Source organism: Kitasatospora sp. NPDC058162 (assembly GCF_042884005.1).
Lineage (GTDB): Bacteria > Actinomycetota > Actinomycetes > Streptomycetales > Streptomycetaceae > Kitasatospora.
In genome coordinates this window covers 1-14,550 of the sequence record NZ_JBHVUS010000052.1, presented here as the reverse complement: position 1 = coordinate 14,550, position 14,550 = coordinate 1, and the positions used below count along the sequence as shown (strand labels likewise).

Sequence of the window (14,550 nt, the reverse complement as noted above, 5' to 3'; positions counted from 1 at the left end):
GCGGAGGGTGAGCTGGATCTCCCGGCGGAGGGATCGGAGAGCGTTCCGCGTTCCGATCGATCGGTTTCCGTCATTTCGATAGTTGAATTGACGACATTTCATGCGAGGGCTGCCTGATTGCGGCTCGGATGTCGGAATTGACACCCACCGTTCGGCGGGTACGGCCTCCGCCTCACGGCGGGATCCGGCCGCGTTGACCGGATGTCTACCCACGGCCGCTCTACTACGGGCACTGGCCCCTTCGAGTCGCAGCACACCAACTGGTTAGGGTTCGAACATGAATCGCACGACTGTACGTCCCCCGCATCCGCCCGCGACCCTGCCGGCCCTGGAGACCGCGCTCGTCCGGCTGCGGGACCACCGCGCCGACGACCTCGACGCCATGCGCCTGGTCTGGGGCGACGAGGCCGGGATGCGCCACCTCTCGACCGGCGTCATGGACGACACCCGGATCCGGCGCAGGCTCGACGAGGCCGTGGCGACCGCCGCCGAGGTGCCGCGCCGTCACTACCAGCTGGCCGCGTGCCGCCAGGGCGACGACCGCCCCGTCGGCGGCATCCGGCTCGAGGTCGAGGACGCCACCACCGGCTACTCCGGCGTCTTCACCATGGCCCGCCACCTCCGCGGCTCCGGGTGCGCCCCCGACATCGGCTGGCTGATGCTCAAGCTCGCCTTCGCCGACCTCGGCCTCACCCGGGTGTGGAGCATGACCTCGATGGAGAACACCGACGCGGTCCGCGCGATCACCCGCTTCGGCTTCACCCCCACCGGCGAGACCGAGCGCTACTTCCCCGAGGCCGACACCACCATGCGCCTGGTGACCCTGGAGGTCCTCGCGGACACCTGGCGCGCCATGCCCGTCCCGCCCGGCGCCGTCCTCGCCCGACCCCGCGCCTGAGTCTGCGCCTGAGCCCGCGCCGTCGTGCGTGTGGCCGGTCGGCCGACGGAAAGCAGTCGGCCCTCCTCGCGCCTCCGGGGAGGAGGCGCAAGGAGGGCCGGGTGAAGTCCCGCCGTCCGCCGGTCCACCGGCGGACCGGCGGATCAGTCGTCCAGGACCATGGCCTCGGCGCACGCGGCGATGGTGAGCAGCAGGGCGTCGTCCTGGCCGGGGACGATCTTGACCGAGTAGTGCTCGCTCAGCAGCGACCACTCGCGGGAGATGTGCGCGATCTCCTGCTCGCCGTAGGTGATGGCGTACTGGTGGTCGGTGATGTTGCCGGTGACGTGGATCTCCGCGCCGTTCTCGAAGGTCACGGTGAACTTGTAGACCAGCGGGGAGAAGAGCGCCTTCTTCACGGTGGCGATGGTCTGCTCGCCGCGCTTGATGTACCGGATGTCACGGAGCGTCATGATCTTCTCGGAGATCCGGTACAGCTCGTTGCCCTCGACGTCCTGGAAGGCGATCGCACCGCTGAAGCTGAACATCTTCTCGTCGACCTGGAACGCGCGCTCGCCGTCGCGCTTGATCCAGAAGTCGTGGGTCGGGGAGAAGAACTTCTCGTCGATGTCGTAGACGACGCCCTCCGCCACCGGCTGGTGGCCGTTCATCAGCTTCTGGCCCAGGTCCATCAGGAAGTTGTCGTGGTGCTCGCCGCGGCCCTGCTGCGGCGTGTCGCTGAACAGTTCCTGCGCGATGCCGAGCAGGCCGCCGAACTCGTTGCCCATGTTCTTTTCATCCCCTGTGAGGTGCGATTGCGGGGCTGATCCTAGGAACCGGATCGGGCTCGCGGACAGCCCTGGCCGGGGTCTGTTGCACAATCTGCACAGGGCGCGGGCAAGGTCGTTGCAGGGCGAATCCGCGCAGGTCAGCAGGGGTGCCGGGGAAGCACACGAACGGCCCGGCCGTGGGGCGGCGTCAGGTCGCCAGGGTCTCGCAGAGGTTCTCCGCCCGGCGCTGCCGCAGCACCTGCGGCTGGCCGTCCGGGTGGATCAGCAGCGTCACCCCGCCGCTGAACAGGAAGTCGCCGGGCGCGTGGTACGGGTTGCCGGGGTGGATCGCGGCGCTGATGTGCGAGGAGGCGGGGATCCGCCACAGCCGGCTGCCGTCCGGCAGGTAGTCGAGCGTGCCCCGGCCGCTCTGGTCGCGCTCGACGCTGCGTCCGCTGTCCACGTCGGTGTAGCGCAGCACCAGCGGACCCCTGAACAGCACCCGCTCCGGCGAGCCGTCCGGGTAGCGGGCGGCGGTCCGGATCTCCTCACCGTCCGTCACGATCCCGATGTGCAGGTGGAAGTCACAGAGCGTGCCCGCCGGGTAGTCCCGGGGCTGGCTCCGGTACGGCTGCCAGCCGTCGTCGTCACCCCCCGCGGCGCCGGCGGCCGGGGCCCCGGCCAGCAGCAGGGCGGCCACCGAGGCCACTGCGGCGAGCACGGCGGACGGACGGCGCAGACGGCGCAGACGGTTCGGGCGTGCGGACGTGCTCGGGCGTACGGACATGGCGGCCCCTCCGGACGGACGACGGCGACGGACGCGCACCCCCTGCCGGGCACGGCGCGCAGTGGCTATCCTCGGACGCCGGGACGGCGCCCGCGATGCTTTCGGCCCCCGCCGAAACCCACCGGTAGCGCCAACCTGACGTGCCGAGGTGTCGGGGAGCGGAGGGGCCCAGTGCTGCGCATCCACTTCACCGCCGAGGACCTGCTCGGCGTCCGCTTCGCCGACGGCCCGGTGCCGCTGCTGGAACTCGGTCTCGCCGTGGCGATGCTGCAACGCCGCGACGGCGGCCCGGGCTTCGCCCGCCGACGCCGGGCCCTCGGCACCCCCCGGGTCAGGGCCGCCCTGGCGCCGCTGCGGCAACTCGTCCCGCCCAGCGGCGCGGGCCCGCTGTTCCTCGACCCGCCCAGCCCGGACCTCGACCAGGGCCTGGACCTGGTCCGCCGCGCCACCGCCACCCAGGTGCGGGCGGACCTGACCCGGATCACCACGGCCGGACTGCCCGCCACCGCCCTGCTGCGCCGCCTCGCCGACCAGGACCAGGACGCCTGGCGGTACCTGGAACGGGCGATGCGCGCCGCCTACCCGGACCTGGTCGGTGCCGCCTGGCCGCAGCTGCGGGCCGGTTTCGACACCGACCTCGCCTGGCGCGGTCGGGTCCAGCGCGAACAGGGCCTGCGCGGGATGCTGGCCGGCCTGTACCCGGGCAGCCGCTGGCGGGCCGCCGTGCTGGAGATCCCGGCCCGCCGCGAGGTCGACGTCCGACTCGACGGGGCCGGCCTGCTGCTCATGCCCTCCGCCCAGTGGACCGGCGGCCCGCTGGCCGGCCGGTACTCCGGCGGCACCCTCCTGGTGTACCCGGCGCTCACCCCGCTGCCGTACCTCCACCTCCCCGAGCCCGCCCCCGGGACCGCCGACGACCCGATCGCCACCCTCCTGGGCCGCACCCGCGCCGCCGTCCTCCGCCTCACGGCCGACGAGCCGACCACCAGCCGACTCGCCGCCGAGCTCGGGATCAGCCTCCCCACCGCCTCCGAACACACCCGTGCCCTCCGCAACGCCGGCCTGATCACCACCGCCCGCACCGGCCGCGCCGTCCGCCACAGTTGCACGTCCCTGGGCCACCACCTCCTCACCGCCGGGGCGACGCGGGACGGCTGAGGGGGCGGGGCTCCCACCGGGGTCAGCGGCGGACGAGGGCCTCGCGGGTGAGGTCGGCGAGGGTGGGGTTGCCAACTGTTGTCAATTTCATCGAGATTCCTCAATAATCCGGGCATTTCGCACGCTTGCCGGTGGCGAGCGGTACGGTCGCCTGGTGATCGTGACGCAGGCGTACCGCTTTGCGCTCGACCCGACGCCACGTCAGGTCGGTGCGCTGCTGCGGCATGCCGGGGCGGCACGGGTGGCCTACAACTGGGCGCTGACGCGGGTGAAGGCGAACCTGTCCCAGCGGGAGGCGGAGAGGTCCTACGGCGTGGAGGACCTGACGCCGTCGTTCGGCTGGTCGATGTACTCCCTGCGCAAGGCGTGGAACCAGGCCAAGGCCGAGGCCGCGCCGTGGTGGGCGGAGTGTTCCAAGGAGGCGTACGCCACGGGCCTGGAGCAGCTCGCCACGGGACTGAGGAACTGGTCCGACTCCAGGAACGGCAGGCGCAAGGGCCGCCCGACGGGCTTCCCGCGCTTCAAATCGAAGCACAAGGCCGTCAAGTCGTGCCGGTTCACCACCGGCGCCATCCGCCTGGACGGGCGCACGCACGTCGTGCTTCCCGTTCTCTGCCGGATCAAGACCCATGAGTCCACCCGCAAGCTGGCCCGCCGGGTCGAGAACGGCACCGCGAGGATCAAGTCCGCGACCGTGCGCCTGGATGCCGGGCGCTGGTACGTCTCCTTCTCGGTCGAGGTCGAGCGGCCGGATGTGACGCCGAGGCGGCCGGACGCGGTGGTCGGCGTCGATCTCGGTGTGAAGACCCTCGCAGTGTTCTCCGACGGTCGGCCCCCGGCCGTGAATCCGAAACACTACGATCACGCCCGGAAGAAACTCCGCCGCCTGTCCCGCACCGTCTCCCGGCGAGCCGGGCCCGACCACCGCACCGGCGCGCAGCCATCGAAGCGATGGCTGCGCGCCAACGAGCAGCGCAACAAGGTCCACCACCGCATCGCCGACCTGCGCCGCGACAGCATCCACAAACTCACCACCGACCTCGCCCGCGAGTACGGCACCATCGTGGTCGAGGACCTCAACGTCGCCGGGATGGTGAAGAACCGCAGGCTCGCCCGGACCGTGTCCGATGCCGGATTCGGCGAGATCCGCCGCCAGTTGTCGTACAAGACCGTGTGGAACGGCGGTCGGCTCGAAGTCGCCGACCGGTGGTTCCCCAGCTCCAAGACGTGCTCCCACTGCCAGGCAGTGAAACCCAAGCTGCCCCTGCGAGTGCGTACGTTCAGCTGTGAACAGTGCGGGCTGGTCATCGACCGCGATGAGAATGCCGCACGCAACCTCGCTTCCCTCGTGAAGCACCACGTCGCCGGGAGTGGCCCGGAGACGCGAAACGGACGTGGAGCCGACCGTAAGACGGGACCTGGTCCCGCCGGTGGCCGAGAAGCGTCTACCTCGCACCGGCCCTCCAAGCCGGATCAGACGAGGACCTTTGCCCAGCAATGGGCAAATCCCTGAGATTCACTGATCTCTCAAGGAACGGTAGAGGCCCCAGCGGTCGAAGGCGCTGACATTGGCCCGCTGGGTGGACTCGTCCCCGGCCCCGCCCGCCACGTAGGAGAGCACCGACGGTGCCAGCGCCGACCGGGCCCGGGCCTCCAGGTCGGCGAAGGTCATGGGCATCGTCGGCAGCACGCCGCCGAGCCCGTTGAGGTAGATCTCGTTCTGGTAGTCGCCGAATTGCGGGGTCATCGTGCTCGACCTTTCTTTCACGGGTGGGGTTCCCGGTGCGCGCTGCTCCGGATGGTGCGGAGGATGTGGTGGGCCCAGTCGGCGGGGCGGGTGTGGCCGAGGAGGGCGGAGAGGCGGGTCATGCGGCGGTGGCGTTCGGCCGGGGGGAGGTCGAGGGCGTGGGCGAGGACGGTGGTGAGGTCCTCGGGGGAGCGGGGGTCGGTGAGCAGGGCGGCCTCGCCGAGTTCGGCGGCGGCGCCGGTGTAGCGGGAGAGGACGAGGACGCCCGGGTCGGTGCCGGGGTGGGGGAGCAGTGCGGCCCGGGCGGCGACGAACTCCTTGGCGGTGAGGTTCATGCCGTCCTGGAGGGAGGTGATCCAGAGGACGTCGGCGGTGAGGTACTGGTCGATGACCTCAGTGGTGGAGAGGCGGCGCGGCAGGTAGTCGATGGGTTGCCAATCTCCGTACTGCCAGCGGGTGTTGGTCTCGGCGACGCGCTGTTCGAGCCGACTGCGGGTGGTGTCGTAGGCGGTGATGCCGGGCTCGGGCGGCGGGCAGACGAGGCGGAAGGTGAGCCGGCCGCGCAGGTCGGGGCGGTGGGTGAGCAGGCGGTCGACGGCGTCGACCTTCTGGACCGGGGCCTTGGCGTAGTCGAGGCGTTCGACGGAGAGCACGACGCGCCGGTCGGCCGGGCGGTGGTGCAGTGCGCGGAGCCGGTGCGGCACGCGCAGACGGGCGAGCCGCTCGACGGCCGGCCGGTCGATGCCGAGCGGGTGGACGGTGGTGCGCGGCGGCCGGGGGTGGCCGGCGAGGGTCCGGCGGAAGTGCGCGGCGAAGGCCTCGGTGTGGAAGCCGGCCCAGTCGAGGCAGCCGAGTGAGGCGCGCAGTTCGGCGGCGACGGGGAGAGTGGCGAAGGTTTCCGGGGCGGGGAACGGGGTGTGGTGGAAGAGCCCGGTGCTGAGGTCGGGTCTGGCCCGGCGGAGCAGGCCGGGGACGAGCCAGAGGTTGTAGTCGTGGAGCCAGACGGTGGCGCCGGGGGCGGCCTGGGCGCTGATCTGGTGGGCGAAGCGGGCGTTGACGGTGCGGTAGTCGGCCCAGGAGCGCTCGTCGAAGACGGCCCGGTCCGGCTCGGACATCAGGACCGGCCAGAGCGTCTCCTTGCAGGCGCGGTGGAAGTAGCCGCTCCAGGTGCCCGGCTCCACGGGGACGGCGGCCAGCGGTGGGGCGGAGGCGGGGTGCGGGAGCGGGGCGTGCCGGTCGCGGCCGGTGCGGGCGGTGACCCAGACGCCGGGCAGGTGGTCGGCGAAGGCGCTGGTCAGGGTGGGCAGGATGCCGTTGGGGCTGCTGGGCGGCTGCCAGCTCTCGCCGTTCCAGTGCAGGGGCGGGCGGTGGTAGGCGACCACGAGGGAGTGCCGGCCGGCGGGCTGGGGTTCCGGTGCCGGGGGGAGCCAGCCGAGCGTGCGGAGCGCCGCGTGGATGCCGGCCGCGCCGGGCCGGCCGGGGTGCTGCACCCGGGGGTCGTCGGCGAGGGCGGTGAGCAGCGCGGGTTCGGCTCCGGCGACGACCACCGCGTGGGCGCCGGTGCGGAACAGCGAGAGGTCGTTGAGGGAGTCGCCGGCGACCAGGATCCCGTCGGGCTGCCAGCCCAGCTTTCCGGCCAGGGCCCGGAGGGCGTTGCCCTTGGAGGCGCCCGGCGGCAGGACGTCGAAGTAGCGGTCCGCCGAGTACTCCCAGGTGCAGCCGAGGGCTTCGACGGCTGCGGTGAGTTCGGGCGTGAGCCCGTTCGGGGGGAGGTGGTAGGAGCACCGGCCGTCCTGGGAGACGCCGTGCTGGTAGGCGAGTTCGGGGAAGCGGCGCAGTGCGGCGCGGATCCGCTCCGGGCCCGGCCAGCCGGTGCGCAGCTGGTCCTGGACGGTGTCGACGGGGGTGAGGTCGGTGCCGTCGATGACGGTGGCGCCGACGTCGGCGATGATCCACCGGGGGCGGGGGACGAGCGGATCCCGGAGGACTTCGCGGATCGAGGCCAGTCCGCGTCCGGTGGCGAAGACCGTGGTCACCTCGGGGTGGCGGGCCAGGGCGTCCCGTAATCGCCGGCGGTCGTCCGGGGTGCCGCCGAGCAGGGTGCCGTCCAGATCGGTGACCAGAATCTTCGACATCCGACGGACGCTAACACGATCACGCCCGGTGGTGAAGCGTTCACGTCATGCTGGTAGTGGTGGCCAGGAGGCGGTCGAGTTCCGGCGCGTGCAGGGCCGCGCTGGAGCCGGGGCCGGTGGTCGCCGCCGCCCCGCAGACCGATGCGGCGGCGAGGCAGTCCGGCAGGCTCCAGCCGCCGAGGAGCCCGTGCACCAGACCGGCGTTGAAGCAGTCGCCCGCCGCCGTCGCATCGACGACGGCGGCCCCGGCGACGGTCCGGGCGGCCGGGACGTCGTGGCGCTCGCCGTCGCGGACGGCCGTGGCACCCCGCGCGCCGCGGGTGACCACCAGGGTCGGCACCAGCCGGGAGAGGAGGTCGACCGCCTCGTCCAGGCCGTCGGCGCCGGTGAGCCGCAGGGCTTCCCCGTCGTTCGGCGTGAAGACGTCGACCAGCGCGAGGACTTCGCGGACGGCCGGGTCGGCGAGGCTCGCGGGCGCGTCGTGGCAGTCCATCACCACCAGCGTGCCCAGCTGCCGCGCGGCCCGGCACGCCGCCACCGTCCCCTCGTCCCACCGCAGTTGGGGCAGCAGCAGGACGCGCGGGCGGAAGCGTCGCAGCAGCGGGACGAGCGGCTCCGGCTCGACCCGGTCCTGGAAGCTGACCATCGCCCGGTCGCCCTCGGACGCCAGGGCGACGGTCAGACTCCGTACCGGGAACGGGTGTCGGCGGAACGCGGCCTCGTCCAGGCCCTCCTGCCGGGCGCAGGACAGCACCTGGGCGCTGAACGGGTCGGTGCCGAAGTCCGCGCTCCACACCACCCGCCGGCCGAGCCGGTGCAGCGCCATCGCCGGCGTGTACGCACCGCCCGGCACCAGCCCGAAGCCGTCCGCGAACACCTCCGTCCCCGGCCGCACCGGCCGGTCCAGGCCGTGGAACACCAGATCGCTGAAGTACGGCCCCGCAACCAGGACTTCGTACGGCGGTAAGGCCCCGTTCGTCTCCATCCGGCGAGCATACGGCGCCGGCCCGGCACCGGCACCCGGCATCAGGGTTGCCGGGTGCCGGGTGCCGGGTGCCGGCGCCGGTGCCGGTCAGCTCAGGGTGCGGACGGCGGCGGCGTCGTACGGGCGGAGCTCGGTGAAGCGGTCGCCGAGGACCTTGGCGGCCCACTCCGGGTCCTGGAGCAGGGCGCGGCCGACGGCGACGAGGTCGAACTCGTCGCGCTCCAGGCGGTCGAGGAGGTTGTCGATGCCCTGGACGGAGGAGCCCTCGCCGGCGAAGGCGCCGAGGAAGTCGCCGGCCAGGCCGACGGAGCCGACGGTGATGGTGGGGCGGCCGGTGAGCTTCTTGGTCCAGCCGGCCAGGTTGAGGTCGGAGCCGTCGAACTCGGGGACCCAGTAGCGGCGGGTCGAGGCGTGGAAGGCGTCGACGCCGGCCTCGGCGAGCGGGGTGAGGATCGCCTCCAGCTCCTCGGGCGTCTCGGCGAGGCGGGCGTCGTAGTTCTCCGACTTCCACTGCGAGTAGCGGAAGATCACCGGGAACTCGGGGGAGACGGCGGCGCGGACGGCGGCGACGAGCTCGGCGGTGAACTTCGTCCGGGCGACCGGGTCGCCGCCGTAGGCGTCGGTGCGGCGGTTGGTGCCGGCCCACAGGAACTGGTCGAGCAGGTAGCCGTGGGCGCCGTGCAGTTCGACGCCGTCGAAGCCGATCCGCTCGGCGGCCGCGGCGGCCTCCGCGAAGGCGCCGATGACGGCGTCCAGGTCGGCCCGGGTCATCGCCCGGCCGGTTCCCTCGGTGCCGTCCAGCCGGATGCCGGACGGGCCGACGGCGGGGGCGTCGGCGAACGGCGGGTCGCCCTGCTTGCGCACCATGCCGATGTGCCACAGCTGCGGCACGATGGTGCCGCCCGCGGCGTGGACGGACTCGGCGACCTCGGCCCACCCGGCGAGCTGCTCCTCGCCGTGGAAGCGCGGGATGCGGTCGCTCTGGCCCGCGGACTCGTGGCCGACGTACGTGCCCTCGGTGACGATCAGGCCGACGCCCGCGGCGGCGCGGCGGGCGTAGTAGGAGCGCACGTCCTCGCCGGGCACCCCGCCCGGGGAGAACTGGCGCGTCATCGGGGCCATGGCGATGCGGTTGGGCACGGTCAGGCCGTTGATCGTGACGGGCCGGGAGAGGATCTCGGCCGCGCGGGAGGCGGAGGGCTCGGTGACGGTCATGGGGTTCCTCGCGGGTTGCGGTGGTGTGCGCCGCGACGGAAACGGTCGCGGGTGCGCGGGTGCAAACCAGCCGGAGGGCCTCCGCATTTCGCCGATCGCCGGTGACCTGCCGTGATCCACGCCACTCTCCGCCCCGGGGCGGCCGGATCCGGCGGGCGGCCGGGCGCGCGGCACGGAGTCGGGGGACCATGCGGGCATGGACAGTGAGACGGTGGTGCGGACCCGTCGCTCCCTGCACGCGGTGGCCGAGCTGGTGCTGGCCGGGCCGCAGCACCGGGACAGCGGGACGATCCGCCTGCGGGCCTGCGCGGGAGGCTTCGGGACGGTCGCCGAGCCGTGGCTGCGGGTGGTCGGGGCCGAGCTGGTGGGGCGCGGGAGGGCGGTGTCGCTCGAACGGACCAGCTGCGTCGCGCTCGGCGCGGCGCTCGGGCTCGGTGTCGGTGCCCCCGACGGGGTGTACCAGGACGGGCCGGGCGTCGCCGCCGACCACGCGATCGAGGTGGACCCGGCCGCGGCCCGGTGGCTCGCGCACTGCTTCGCGCTCGGCGAGGCGGCGCTGCGCGCCCTGTTCCCCGAGGCGGAGCCGGTCATCTGGCCCGAGCACTTCGACATCGCGGTGACCGTCGGCGCGGTGAACTACGGGGTCTCGCCGGGCGACGCCTTCCAAGGCGAGCCGTACGCCTACGTCGGCCCGCACGCCCTGCGGCAGGGGGAGTTCTGGAACGCGCCGTTCGGCGCCGCCCGGACGGTCCGTGAACTCGGCGGGGCCGGCGGCCTGATGGACTTCCTGGAGCAGGGCCGCCGGCTGGCCGGCGGAGCCTGACGGAGCCGCCCGCCGCCGCCGTCGACCACCGGGGGCGGCCGACGGCGGCGGGGAGTCGTCAGCGGGGAGCCGTCAGCGGTGGTGCCAGGTCACCGAGAAGTCGGTGCCGTCGCTGAGCGCGGAGGTGGTGGCCTTGGTGACGCCGTTCTTGGCCATGTCGATGAGCGAGGGGTTCGCCGCGCCGAGGTCCTTCCCGTTGACCTTGGCGTCGGTGAAGCGGACGACGTCGAAGTCGGCCAGCGGGAGGACGCCGAAGAGGCTGGACGGGGCCTCGGCGATCACCTCGGCGGAGGCCAGGGCGGCGTTCTTCAGCGACTTGTCGATGACGTGGGACCAGCCCTGCGTGGTGTCGGACAGGGTGAGGGTGAAGGCGCCGCTGCCGTCGGTGGTGACGCTCGCGGTGAAGTGGTCGCCGGGGCGCACGGTGTCCTTGAAGGTGGACGGGTAGGCCGGGTACATCTCGTACCAGGACGAGTACACCGGGGAGCCGCCGGAGCAGTCCGCCTCGGTGCCGATCTGCTCGACCGTCTTGCTGCCGTCGCCGTCGAGCCCGATCCAGAAACCGGACCAGGCGTCGGACTTGGCGCAGTCGACGGCCGGCTGGACCCAGCCGGCGCTGACGCTGGTGAACCGGCCGCCGGTGGCGGAGTACCCGGCCCAGTTGCTGCTGGTGCCGTGCAGGACGGCGTCGCCGGGGTGGTGCGCGGCGATCGGGGACTGGAACGGGAGGACGGCTGGGACGGCTGGCGATCCGCTGCCGAGCAGTGCCAGCAGGGTGGTGGCGGTGACGAGGGCGCGTCGACGGGCTTTGGACATGGCTGATCCCAGGGGAAGGGGGACGGGGTTGACCAAGCGTCGACAAAGCTAGTGGCAGCGCTCCGGGGTGAGCGGGCACCGAGGGCCGGCGGACCCCGGAATCCCCTGGTCGGCCCAGTACGGGCGGCTGCGATGCTGGTGGCCGTGAGCGGACATCAGACGGTGGGTGTGGTGGGGCTGGGCCGCATGGGGCTGACCCTCGCGGCCGGTTTCAGCAGGGCGGTGGGAGCCGAGGGGGTGTTCGCGGCCGGGCGTTCCCCGGCGAGCGTCGCGCGGTTGCGGGCCGCCGTGCCCGGTGCGACGGTCCTGCCGCTGCCGGACCTGCCCGACCGCGCCGAGGTGATCGTGCTGTGCGTGCGCAACGCGGACCTGCCGTCCGTCCTCGACGGGCTGCGCCCGCGGCTGGGCCCCCGGCACGTGGTGGTCGCCGTCAACAACGGCCTGTTGCTGCGGGTGCTGGCGGAGGCCGTCGAGGGCCCGGTGGCCAAGCTGATCCCGAGCGTGGGCAATGAGGCCGGAGTCGGCGCGACGCTCCTGGTGCCCGGCGAGCGGCTGACCGAGCGGGGCACGGAGGACCTGCTGGCCCTGCTGCGGGCCTTCTCGACCCCGTTCGTGATCGCGGAGGACCAGGGCCGGGCGGCGACCGACCTGGCGTCCTGCGGCCCGGCACTGCTGGCCGCCGCCGCCCGGGCGATGGTCGACGCGCAGCAGGAACGCGGCGCCCCGCTGCCGCGGGAGCTGGCGGAACAGCTCGTCATGCAGGGCCTGCGGGCCGCGAGCCGGCTGGTCGGCCAGGGCGCGGGCCTGGACGAGGTCGTCCAGCGGGTCGCGGTCCCCGGCGGCAACACGGCCGCCGCCCTCGACGCCGCCCGTGACGGCCTCACCGCGGCATGGCACGCCGCCTTCGAGGCGACGGCGGACAACGAACGTTCCAAGCCCGCCCCCGAACTCGGCTGAACCGGGCCCGCCCCGCCGGCCGGCAGGTGCCGGCGGTGCCCTCAGCGCCCTGGCGGGGGACCTCAGTCGCCAGGGGCGCCTTGCTGAGGCCGTAGAGCACGACCACGGTCCACTTGTCGGCGATGAGCTCGACCGCCAGACGCGCCGGACAGTCGGCGAGAAAGGGATCGCCGGGACCGAAACCGCTCATGGCGCCAGAGGTACCTGCCGGTTCCCATCGGAAACCTAGCCTGGAATCGCTCCCCTCCTCCTTCGAAGCCAGGAGAGTCATGCGAGTCATGCGAGCCATCACCCAGCAGACGCTCGGCGGTCCCGAGGTGCTCACCGTCGTGGACGCGCCCGTGCCCCAGCCCCTCCCGACCGAGGTCCTCGTCCGGGTCAAGGCGATCGGGTTGAACCCGCTGGAGGCGCGCCTGCGCGCCGGCGAGTTCCCGCTGATCGGTCCGCCGCCGTTCACCCTCGGCTGGGACATCAGCGGCGTGGTCGAGGAGGCGCCGCAGACGTGGCGGTTCAGGCCCGGCGACGAGGTGTTCGGGATGCCGCTGTTCCCACGGGCGGCGAGCGCGTACGCCGAGGTCGTGTCGGCCCCGGCGCTGCACCTGGCACGCAAGCCGGCGTCGCTCTCGCACGTCGAGGCGGCGGCGCTGCCGGTCGTCGGGCTGACGGCGTGGCAGGGCCTCGTCGACCTGGGCGGCGTGACCGAGGGCGACCGCGTCCTGGTCCACGGCGGCGGTGGCGGGGTCGGCCACGTCGCGGTCCAGATCGCGAAAGCGCTCGGCGCGCACGTGATCGCGACGGCCGGCGGGAGCAAGCGGGAGTTCGTCGAGGGGCTCGGCGCCGACGAGGTGATCGACTACACGGCGGTCGACTTCACCGAGGCGGTCCGCGACATCGACGTCGTGCTCGACACGATCGGCGGCGACACCGTCGAGCGGTCGCTCGACGTGCTCCGCCCGGGCGGTCACCTGGTGACGGCGGTCGCCGAGGAGAATGCGGAGCTCGCCGCCCGGTACGAGGCGGCCGGCCTGCGCTTCAGCGGTATCGCGGTCGACCCCGATCCAGTGGGCCTGCGAGGTCTCGTCGAACTCGTCGAACAGGGCAGGCTCCGGGTCCACGTGCAGGAGACGTTCCCGTTCGAGCGCGTCGCCGACGCGCACCGGCTGCTCGACCGCGGTCACCTCCAGGGCAAGCTGGTGCTCACCGTCTGATTCATTCCGGCGGCTGAGCTGCTCAGCGCCTCGTCTCGTACCTGGTCAGGACCACGCCGCCGGGGAACGTCCGGGTCTCCACCAGGGTCAGGTTCACCCAGCTGTCCAGCGCGGTGAAGAACGGCGTGCCGCCGCCCACCAGGACCGGATGGGCGGCGACCACGTACTCGTCGATCAGCCCGGCGCGCATGGCCGCCCCGGCGAGGGTCGCGCCGCCGATGCTCATCGGGCCGCCGTCCTCGGCCTTGAGCCGGGTGATCTCGGCGATCGCGTCACCGGAGACCAGGCGGGCGTTCCAGTCGACCTCGTCGATCGTCGAGGAGAACACCACCTTCGGCGTGTCCCGCCAGTTCCGCGCGAACTCGATCTGTGCCGCGGTGGCGTCGGGCTGCTGGTCGCCGGTCGGCCAGTAGGAGCTCATCGTCTCCCACAGCTTGCGCCCGTACAGCGACAGGCCGCTCGCCAGCTCGTAGTCGAGCCACCACTGGAACAGCTCGGGGCTCGGCGGTCCGCTCCAGCCGATGTCGTCGCCGGGCGCGGCGATGTAGCCGTCCAGGGTCAGGTTCATGCCGTAGACCAGTTTCCGCATGGCCCAGCCTTCCTCGTGCTCTGGGCTCAGCGTCGTGCACCCGGCCGACCCGGGCAAGCCGCGTTTTGTCTCGGGCCTCGGGGAGGGGTAGTGTTCACTGGTCGCTCGGCAGGGAGCACCGGACACGCGGTTGCGCGGACGGTCCCGGGGCGGCCAATCCCTTGAACTACCACTTCCGGTTCGTGCCGGTCGTTTCGCCTTTTCGCGTCTCGGCTCGGTGCTTATTCGGTGTGTGCGTTTATCGGATTGCGGCTGGATTCGCTTTTCGGAGCGGGGGTCGGCTAGAGTTTGAAACGTCGGACAGGGCGTCAAGCCCCGGAAGACACCGGCGAGTTGGATGATGAAGCCCCGGAAAACGGAGCGGAAAACATCTGATAAGCTGGAAACGCGAAAGAACGAAGCGCCCGGAGGGCCCGCTGGAAGGCGGTCCGAAGGAAGTGTCCGTTCCTTGAGAACTCAACAGCGTGCCAAAAGTCAACGCCA

Annotated in this window: 13 protein-coding genes and 2 pseudogenes; 6 read left to right on the top strand and 9 right to left on the bottom strand. The window is 72.7% G+C overall.

What is annotated here, in order from left to right; genetic code table 11:
* Nucleotides 1-277: 277 nt before the first annotated feature.
* Nucleotides 278-898, top strand: coding sequence for a GNAT family N-acetyltransferase (locus ACFVXG_RS43095; protein ID WP_387935974.1), 621 nt, complete (start codon nucleotides 278-280; stop codon nucleotides 896-898).
* A gap of 143 nt (nucleotides 899-1,041) precedes the next feature.
* Here ACFVXG_RS43095 and ACFVXG_RS43090 read toward each other — a convergent pair whose 3' ends face one another.
* Together ACFVXG_RS43090 and ACFVXG_RS43085 are read right to left on the bottom strand one after the other, a co-directional pair.
* Nucleotides 1,042-1,665 carry an LURP-one-related/scramblase family protein gene (locus tag ACFVXG_RS43090; RefSeq protein ID WP_387935973.1) on the bottom strand — a complete coding sequence of 208 codons (624 nt, stop codon included), beginning with the start codon at nucleotides 1,663-1,665 and terminating at the stop codon, nucleotides 1,042-1,044.
* A gap of 190 nt (nucleotides 1,666-1,855) precedes the next feature.
* Nucleotides 1,856-2,434, bottom strand: a complete 579-nt coding sequence (locus tag ACFVXG_RS43085; protein ID WP_387935972.1) for a hypothetical protein — start codon at nucleotides 2,432-2,434, stop codon at nucleotides 1,856-1,858.
* Nucleotides 2,435-2,605: 171 nt separating this feature from the next.
* On the opposite strand from ACFVXG_RS43085, the gene ACFVXG_RS43080 reads away from it, so the two are divergent.
* Both ACFVXG_RS43080 and tnpB read left to right on the top strand, forming a co-directional pair.
* Nucleotides 2,606-3,592: an ArsR/SmtB family transcription factor gene (locus tag ACFVXG_RS43080; protein ID WP_387935971.1), complete on the top strand. Its 987-nt coding sequence runs from the start codon at nucleotides 2,606-2,608 to the stop codon at nucleotides 3,590-3,592.
* Nucleotides 3,593-3,746: 154 nt separating this feature from the next.
* Nucleotides 3,747-5,105 (top strand): IS607 family element RNA-guided endonuclease TnpB, encoded by a 1,359-nt coding sequence (tnpB, locus tag ACFVXG_RS43075; protein ID WP_387935970.1) that lies wholly within the window; start codon nucleotides 3,747-3,749, stop codon nucleotides 5,103-5,105.
* A 27-nt stretch (nucleotides 5,106-5,132) separates the two neighbouring features.
* On the opposite strand, the pseudogene ACFVXG_RS43070 reads toward tnpB, so the two are convergent.
* The 4 genes and pseudogenes from ACFVXG_RS43070 to ACFVXG_RS43055 form a co-directional block, all read right to left on the bottom strand.
* Nucleotides 5,133-5,339 (bottom strand): annotated as a pseudogene (locus ACFVXG_RS43070) (lactate 2-monooxygenase); the annotation flags it as partial.
* Nucleotides 5,340-5,356: 17 nt separating this feature from the next.
* The gene (locus tag ACFVXG_RS43065) at nucleotides 5,357-7,474 is read right to left on the bottom strand and encodes an HAD-IIB family hydrolase (protein WP_387935969.1); all 2,118 of its coding nucleotides are present in this window, start codon (nucleotides 7,472-7,474) and stop codon (nucleotides 5,357-5,359) included.
* Nucleotides 7,475-7,514: 40 nt separating this feature from the next.
* On the bottom strand, nucleotides 7,515-8,459 hold the full coding sequence (locus ACFVXG_RS43060; RefSeq protein ID WP_387935968.1) for a carbohydrate kinase family protein: 945 nt from the start codon (nucleotides 8,457-8,459) through the stop codon (nucleotides 7,515-7,517).
* 87 nt (nucleotides 8,460-8,546) lie between these two features.
* Nucleotides 8,547-9,674, bottom strand: coding sequence for an NADH:flavin oxidoreductase (locus ACFVXG_RS43055; protein WP_387935967.1), 1,128 nt, complete (start codon nucleotides 9,672-9,674; stop codon nucleotides 8,547-8,549).
* Between the two features lie 196 nt (nucleotides 9,675-9,870).
* On the opposite strand from ACFVXG_RS43055, the gene ACFVXG_RS43050 reads away from it, so the two are divergent.
* A complete protein-coding gene (locus ACFVXG_RS43050; protein WP_387935966.1) occupies nucleotides 9,871-10,497 on the top strand; it encodes a hypothetical protein in 627 nt (208 codons plus the stop codon).
* A gap of 72 nt (nucleotides 10,498-10,569) precedes the next feature.
* On the opposite strand, the gene ACFVXG_RS43045 is transcribed toward ACFVXG_RS43050, so the two are convergent.
* Nucleotides 10,570-11,313 carry a G1 family glutamic endopeptidase gene (locus ACFVXG_RS43045; protein WP_387935965.1) on the bottom strand — a complete coding sequence of 248 codons (744 nt, stop codon included), beginning with the start codon at nucleotides 11,311-11,313 and terminating at the stop codon, nucleotides 10,570-10,572.
* Between the two features lie 144 nt (nucleotides 11,314-11,457).
* Between ACFVXG_RS43045 and ACFVXG_RS43040 the strand changes: the two genes are divergently transcribed.
* The gene (locus tag ACFVXG_RS43040; RefSeq protein WP_387935964.1) at nucleotides 11,458-12,270 is read left to right on the top strand and encodes a pyrroline-5-carboxylate reductase family protein; all 813 of its coding nucleotides are present in this window, start codon (nucleotides 11,458-11,460) and stop codon (nucleotides 12,268-12,270) included.
* A gap of 70 nt (nucleotides 12,271-12,340) precedes the next feature.
* Here the strand turns inward: ACFVXG_RS43040 and ACFVXG_RS43035 are convergent.
* Nucleotides 12,341-12,460 (bottom strand): annotated as a pseudogene (locus ACFVXG_RS43035) (transcriptional regulator); the annotation flags it as partial.
* 88 nt (nucleotides 12,461-12,548) lie between these two features.
* Here ACFVXG_RS43035 and ACFVXG_RS43030 point away from each other — a divergent pair.
* A complete protein-coding gene (locus tag ACFVXG_RS43030; RefSeq protein WP_387935997.1) occupies nucleotides 12,549-13,478 on the top strand; it encodes an NADP-dependent oxidoreductase in 930 nt (309 codons plus the stop codon).
* A gap of 22 nt (nucleotides 13,479-13,500) precedes the next feature.
* Here the strand turns inward: ACFVXG_RS43030 and ACFVXG_RS43025 are convergent, their stop codons facing one another.
* The gene (locus ACFVXG_RS43025; protein ID WP_387935963.1) at nucleotides 13,501-14,067 is read right to left on the bottom strand and encodes a dihydrofolate reductase family protein; all 567 of its coding nucleotides are present in this window, start codon (nucleotides 14,065-14,067) and stop codon (nucleotides 13,501-13,503) included.
* Nucleotides 14,068-14,550 lie beyond the last annotated feature (483 nt).

Bases quoted from the DNA above. Each gene is read 5' to 3' on its own strand.
- ACFVXG_RS43095 (WP_387935974.1), top strand. From the start codon at position 278: ATGAATCGCACGACTGTACGTCCCCCGCATCCGCCCGCGACCCTGCCG.
- ACFVXG_RS43090 (WP_387935973.1), bottom strand. From the start codon at position 1,665: ATGGGCAACGAGTTCGGCGGCCTGCTCGGCATCGCGCAGGAACTGTTC.
- ACFVXG_RS43085 (WP_387935972.1), bottom strand. From the start codon at position 2,434: ATGTCCGTACGCCCGAGCACGTCCGCACGCCCGAACCGTCTGCGCCGT.
- ACFVXG_RS43065 (WP_387935969.1), bottom strand. From the start codon at position 7,474: ATGTCGAAGATTCTGGTCACCGATCTGGACGGCACCCTGCTCGGCGGC.
- ACFVXG_RS43060 (WP_387935968.1), bottom strand. From the start codon at position 8,459: ATGGAGACGAACGGGGCCTTACCGCCGTACGAAGTCCTGGTTGCGGGG.
- ACFVXG_RS43055 (WP_387935967.1), bottom strand. From the start codon at position 9,674: ATGACCGTCACCGAGCCCTCCGCCTCCCGCGCGGCCGAGATCCTCTCC.
- ACFVXG_RS43050 (WP_387935966.1), top strand. From the start codon at position 9,871: ATGGACAGTGAGACGGTGGTGCGGACCCGTCGCTCCCTGCACGCGGTG.
- ACFVXG_RS43045 (WP_387935965.1), bottom strand. From the start codon at position 11,313: ATGTCCAAAGCCCGTCGACGCGCCCTCGTCACCGCCACCACCCTGCTG.
- ACFVXG_RS43030 (WP_387935997.1), top strand. From the start codon at position 12,549: ATGCGAGCCATCACCCAGCAGACGCTCGGCGGTCCCGAGGTGCTCACC.
- ACFVXG_RS43025 (WP_387935963.1), bottom strand. From the start codon at position 14,067: ATGCGGAAACTGGTCTACGGCATGAACCTGACCCTGGACGGCTACATC.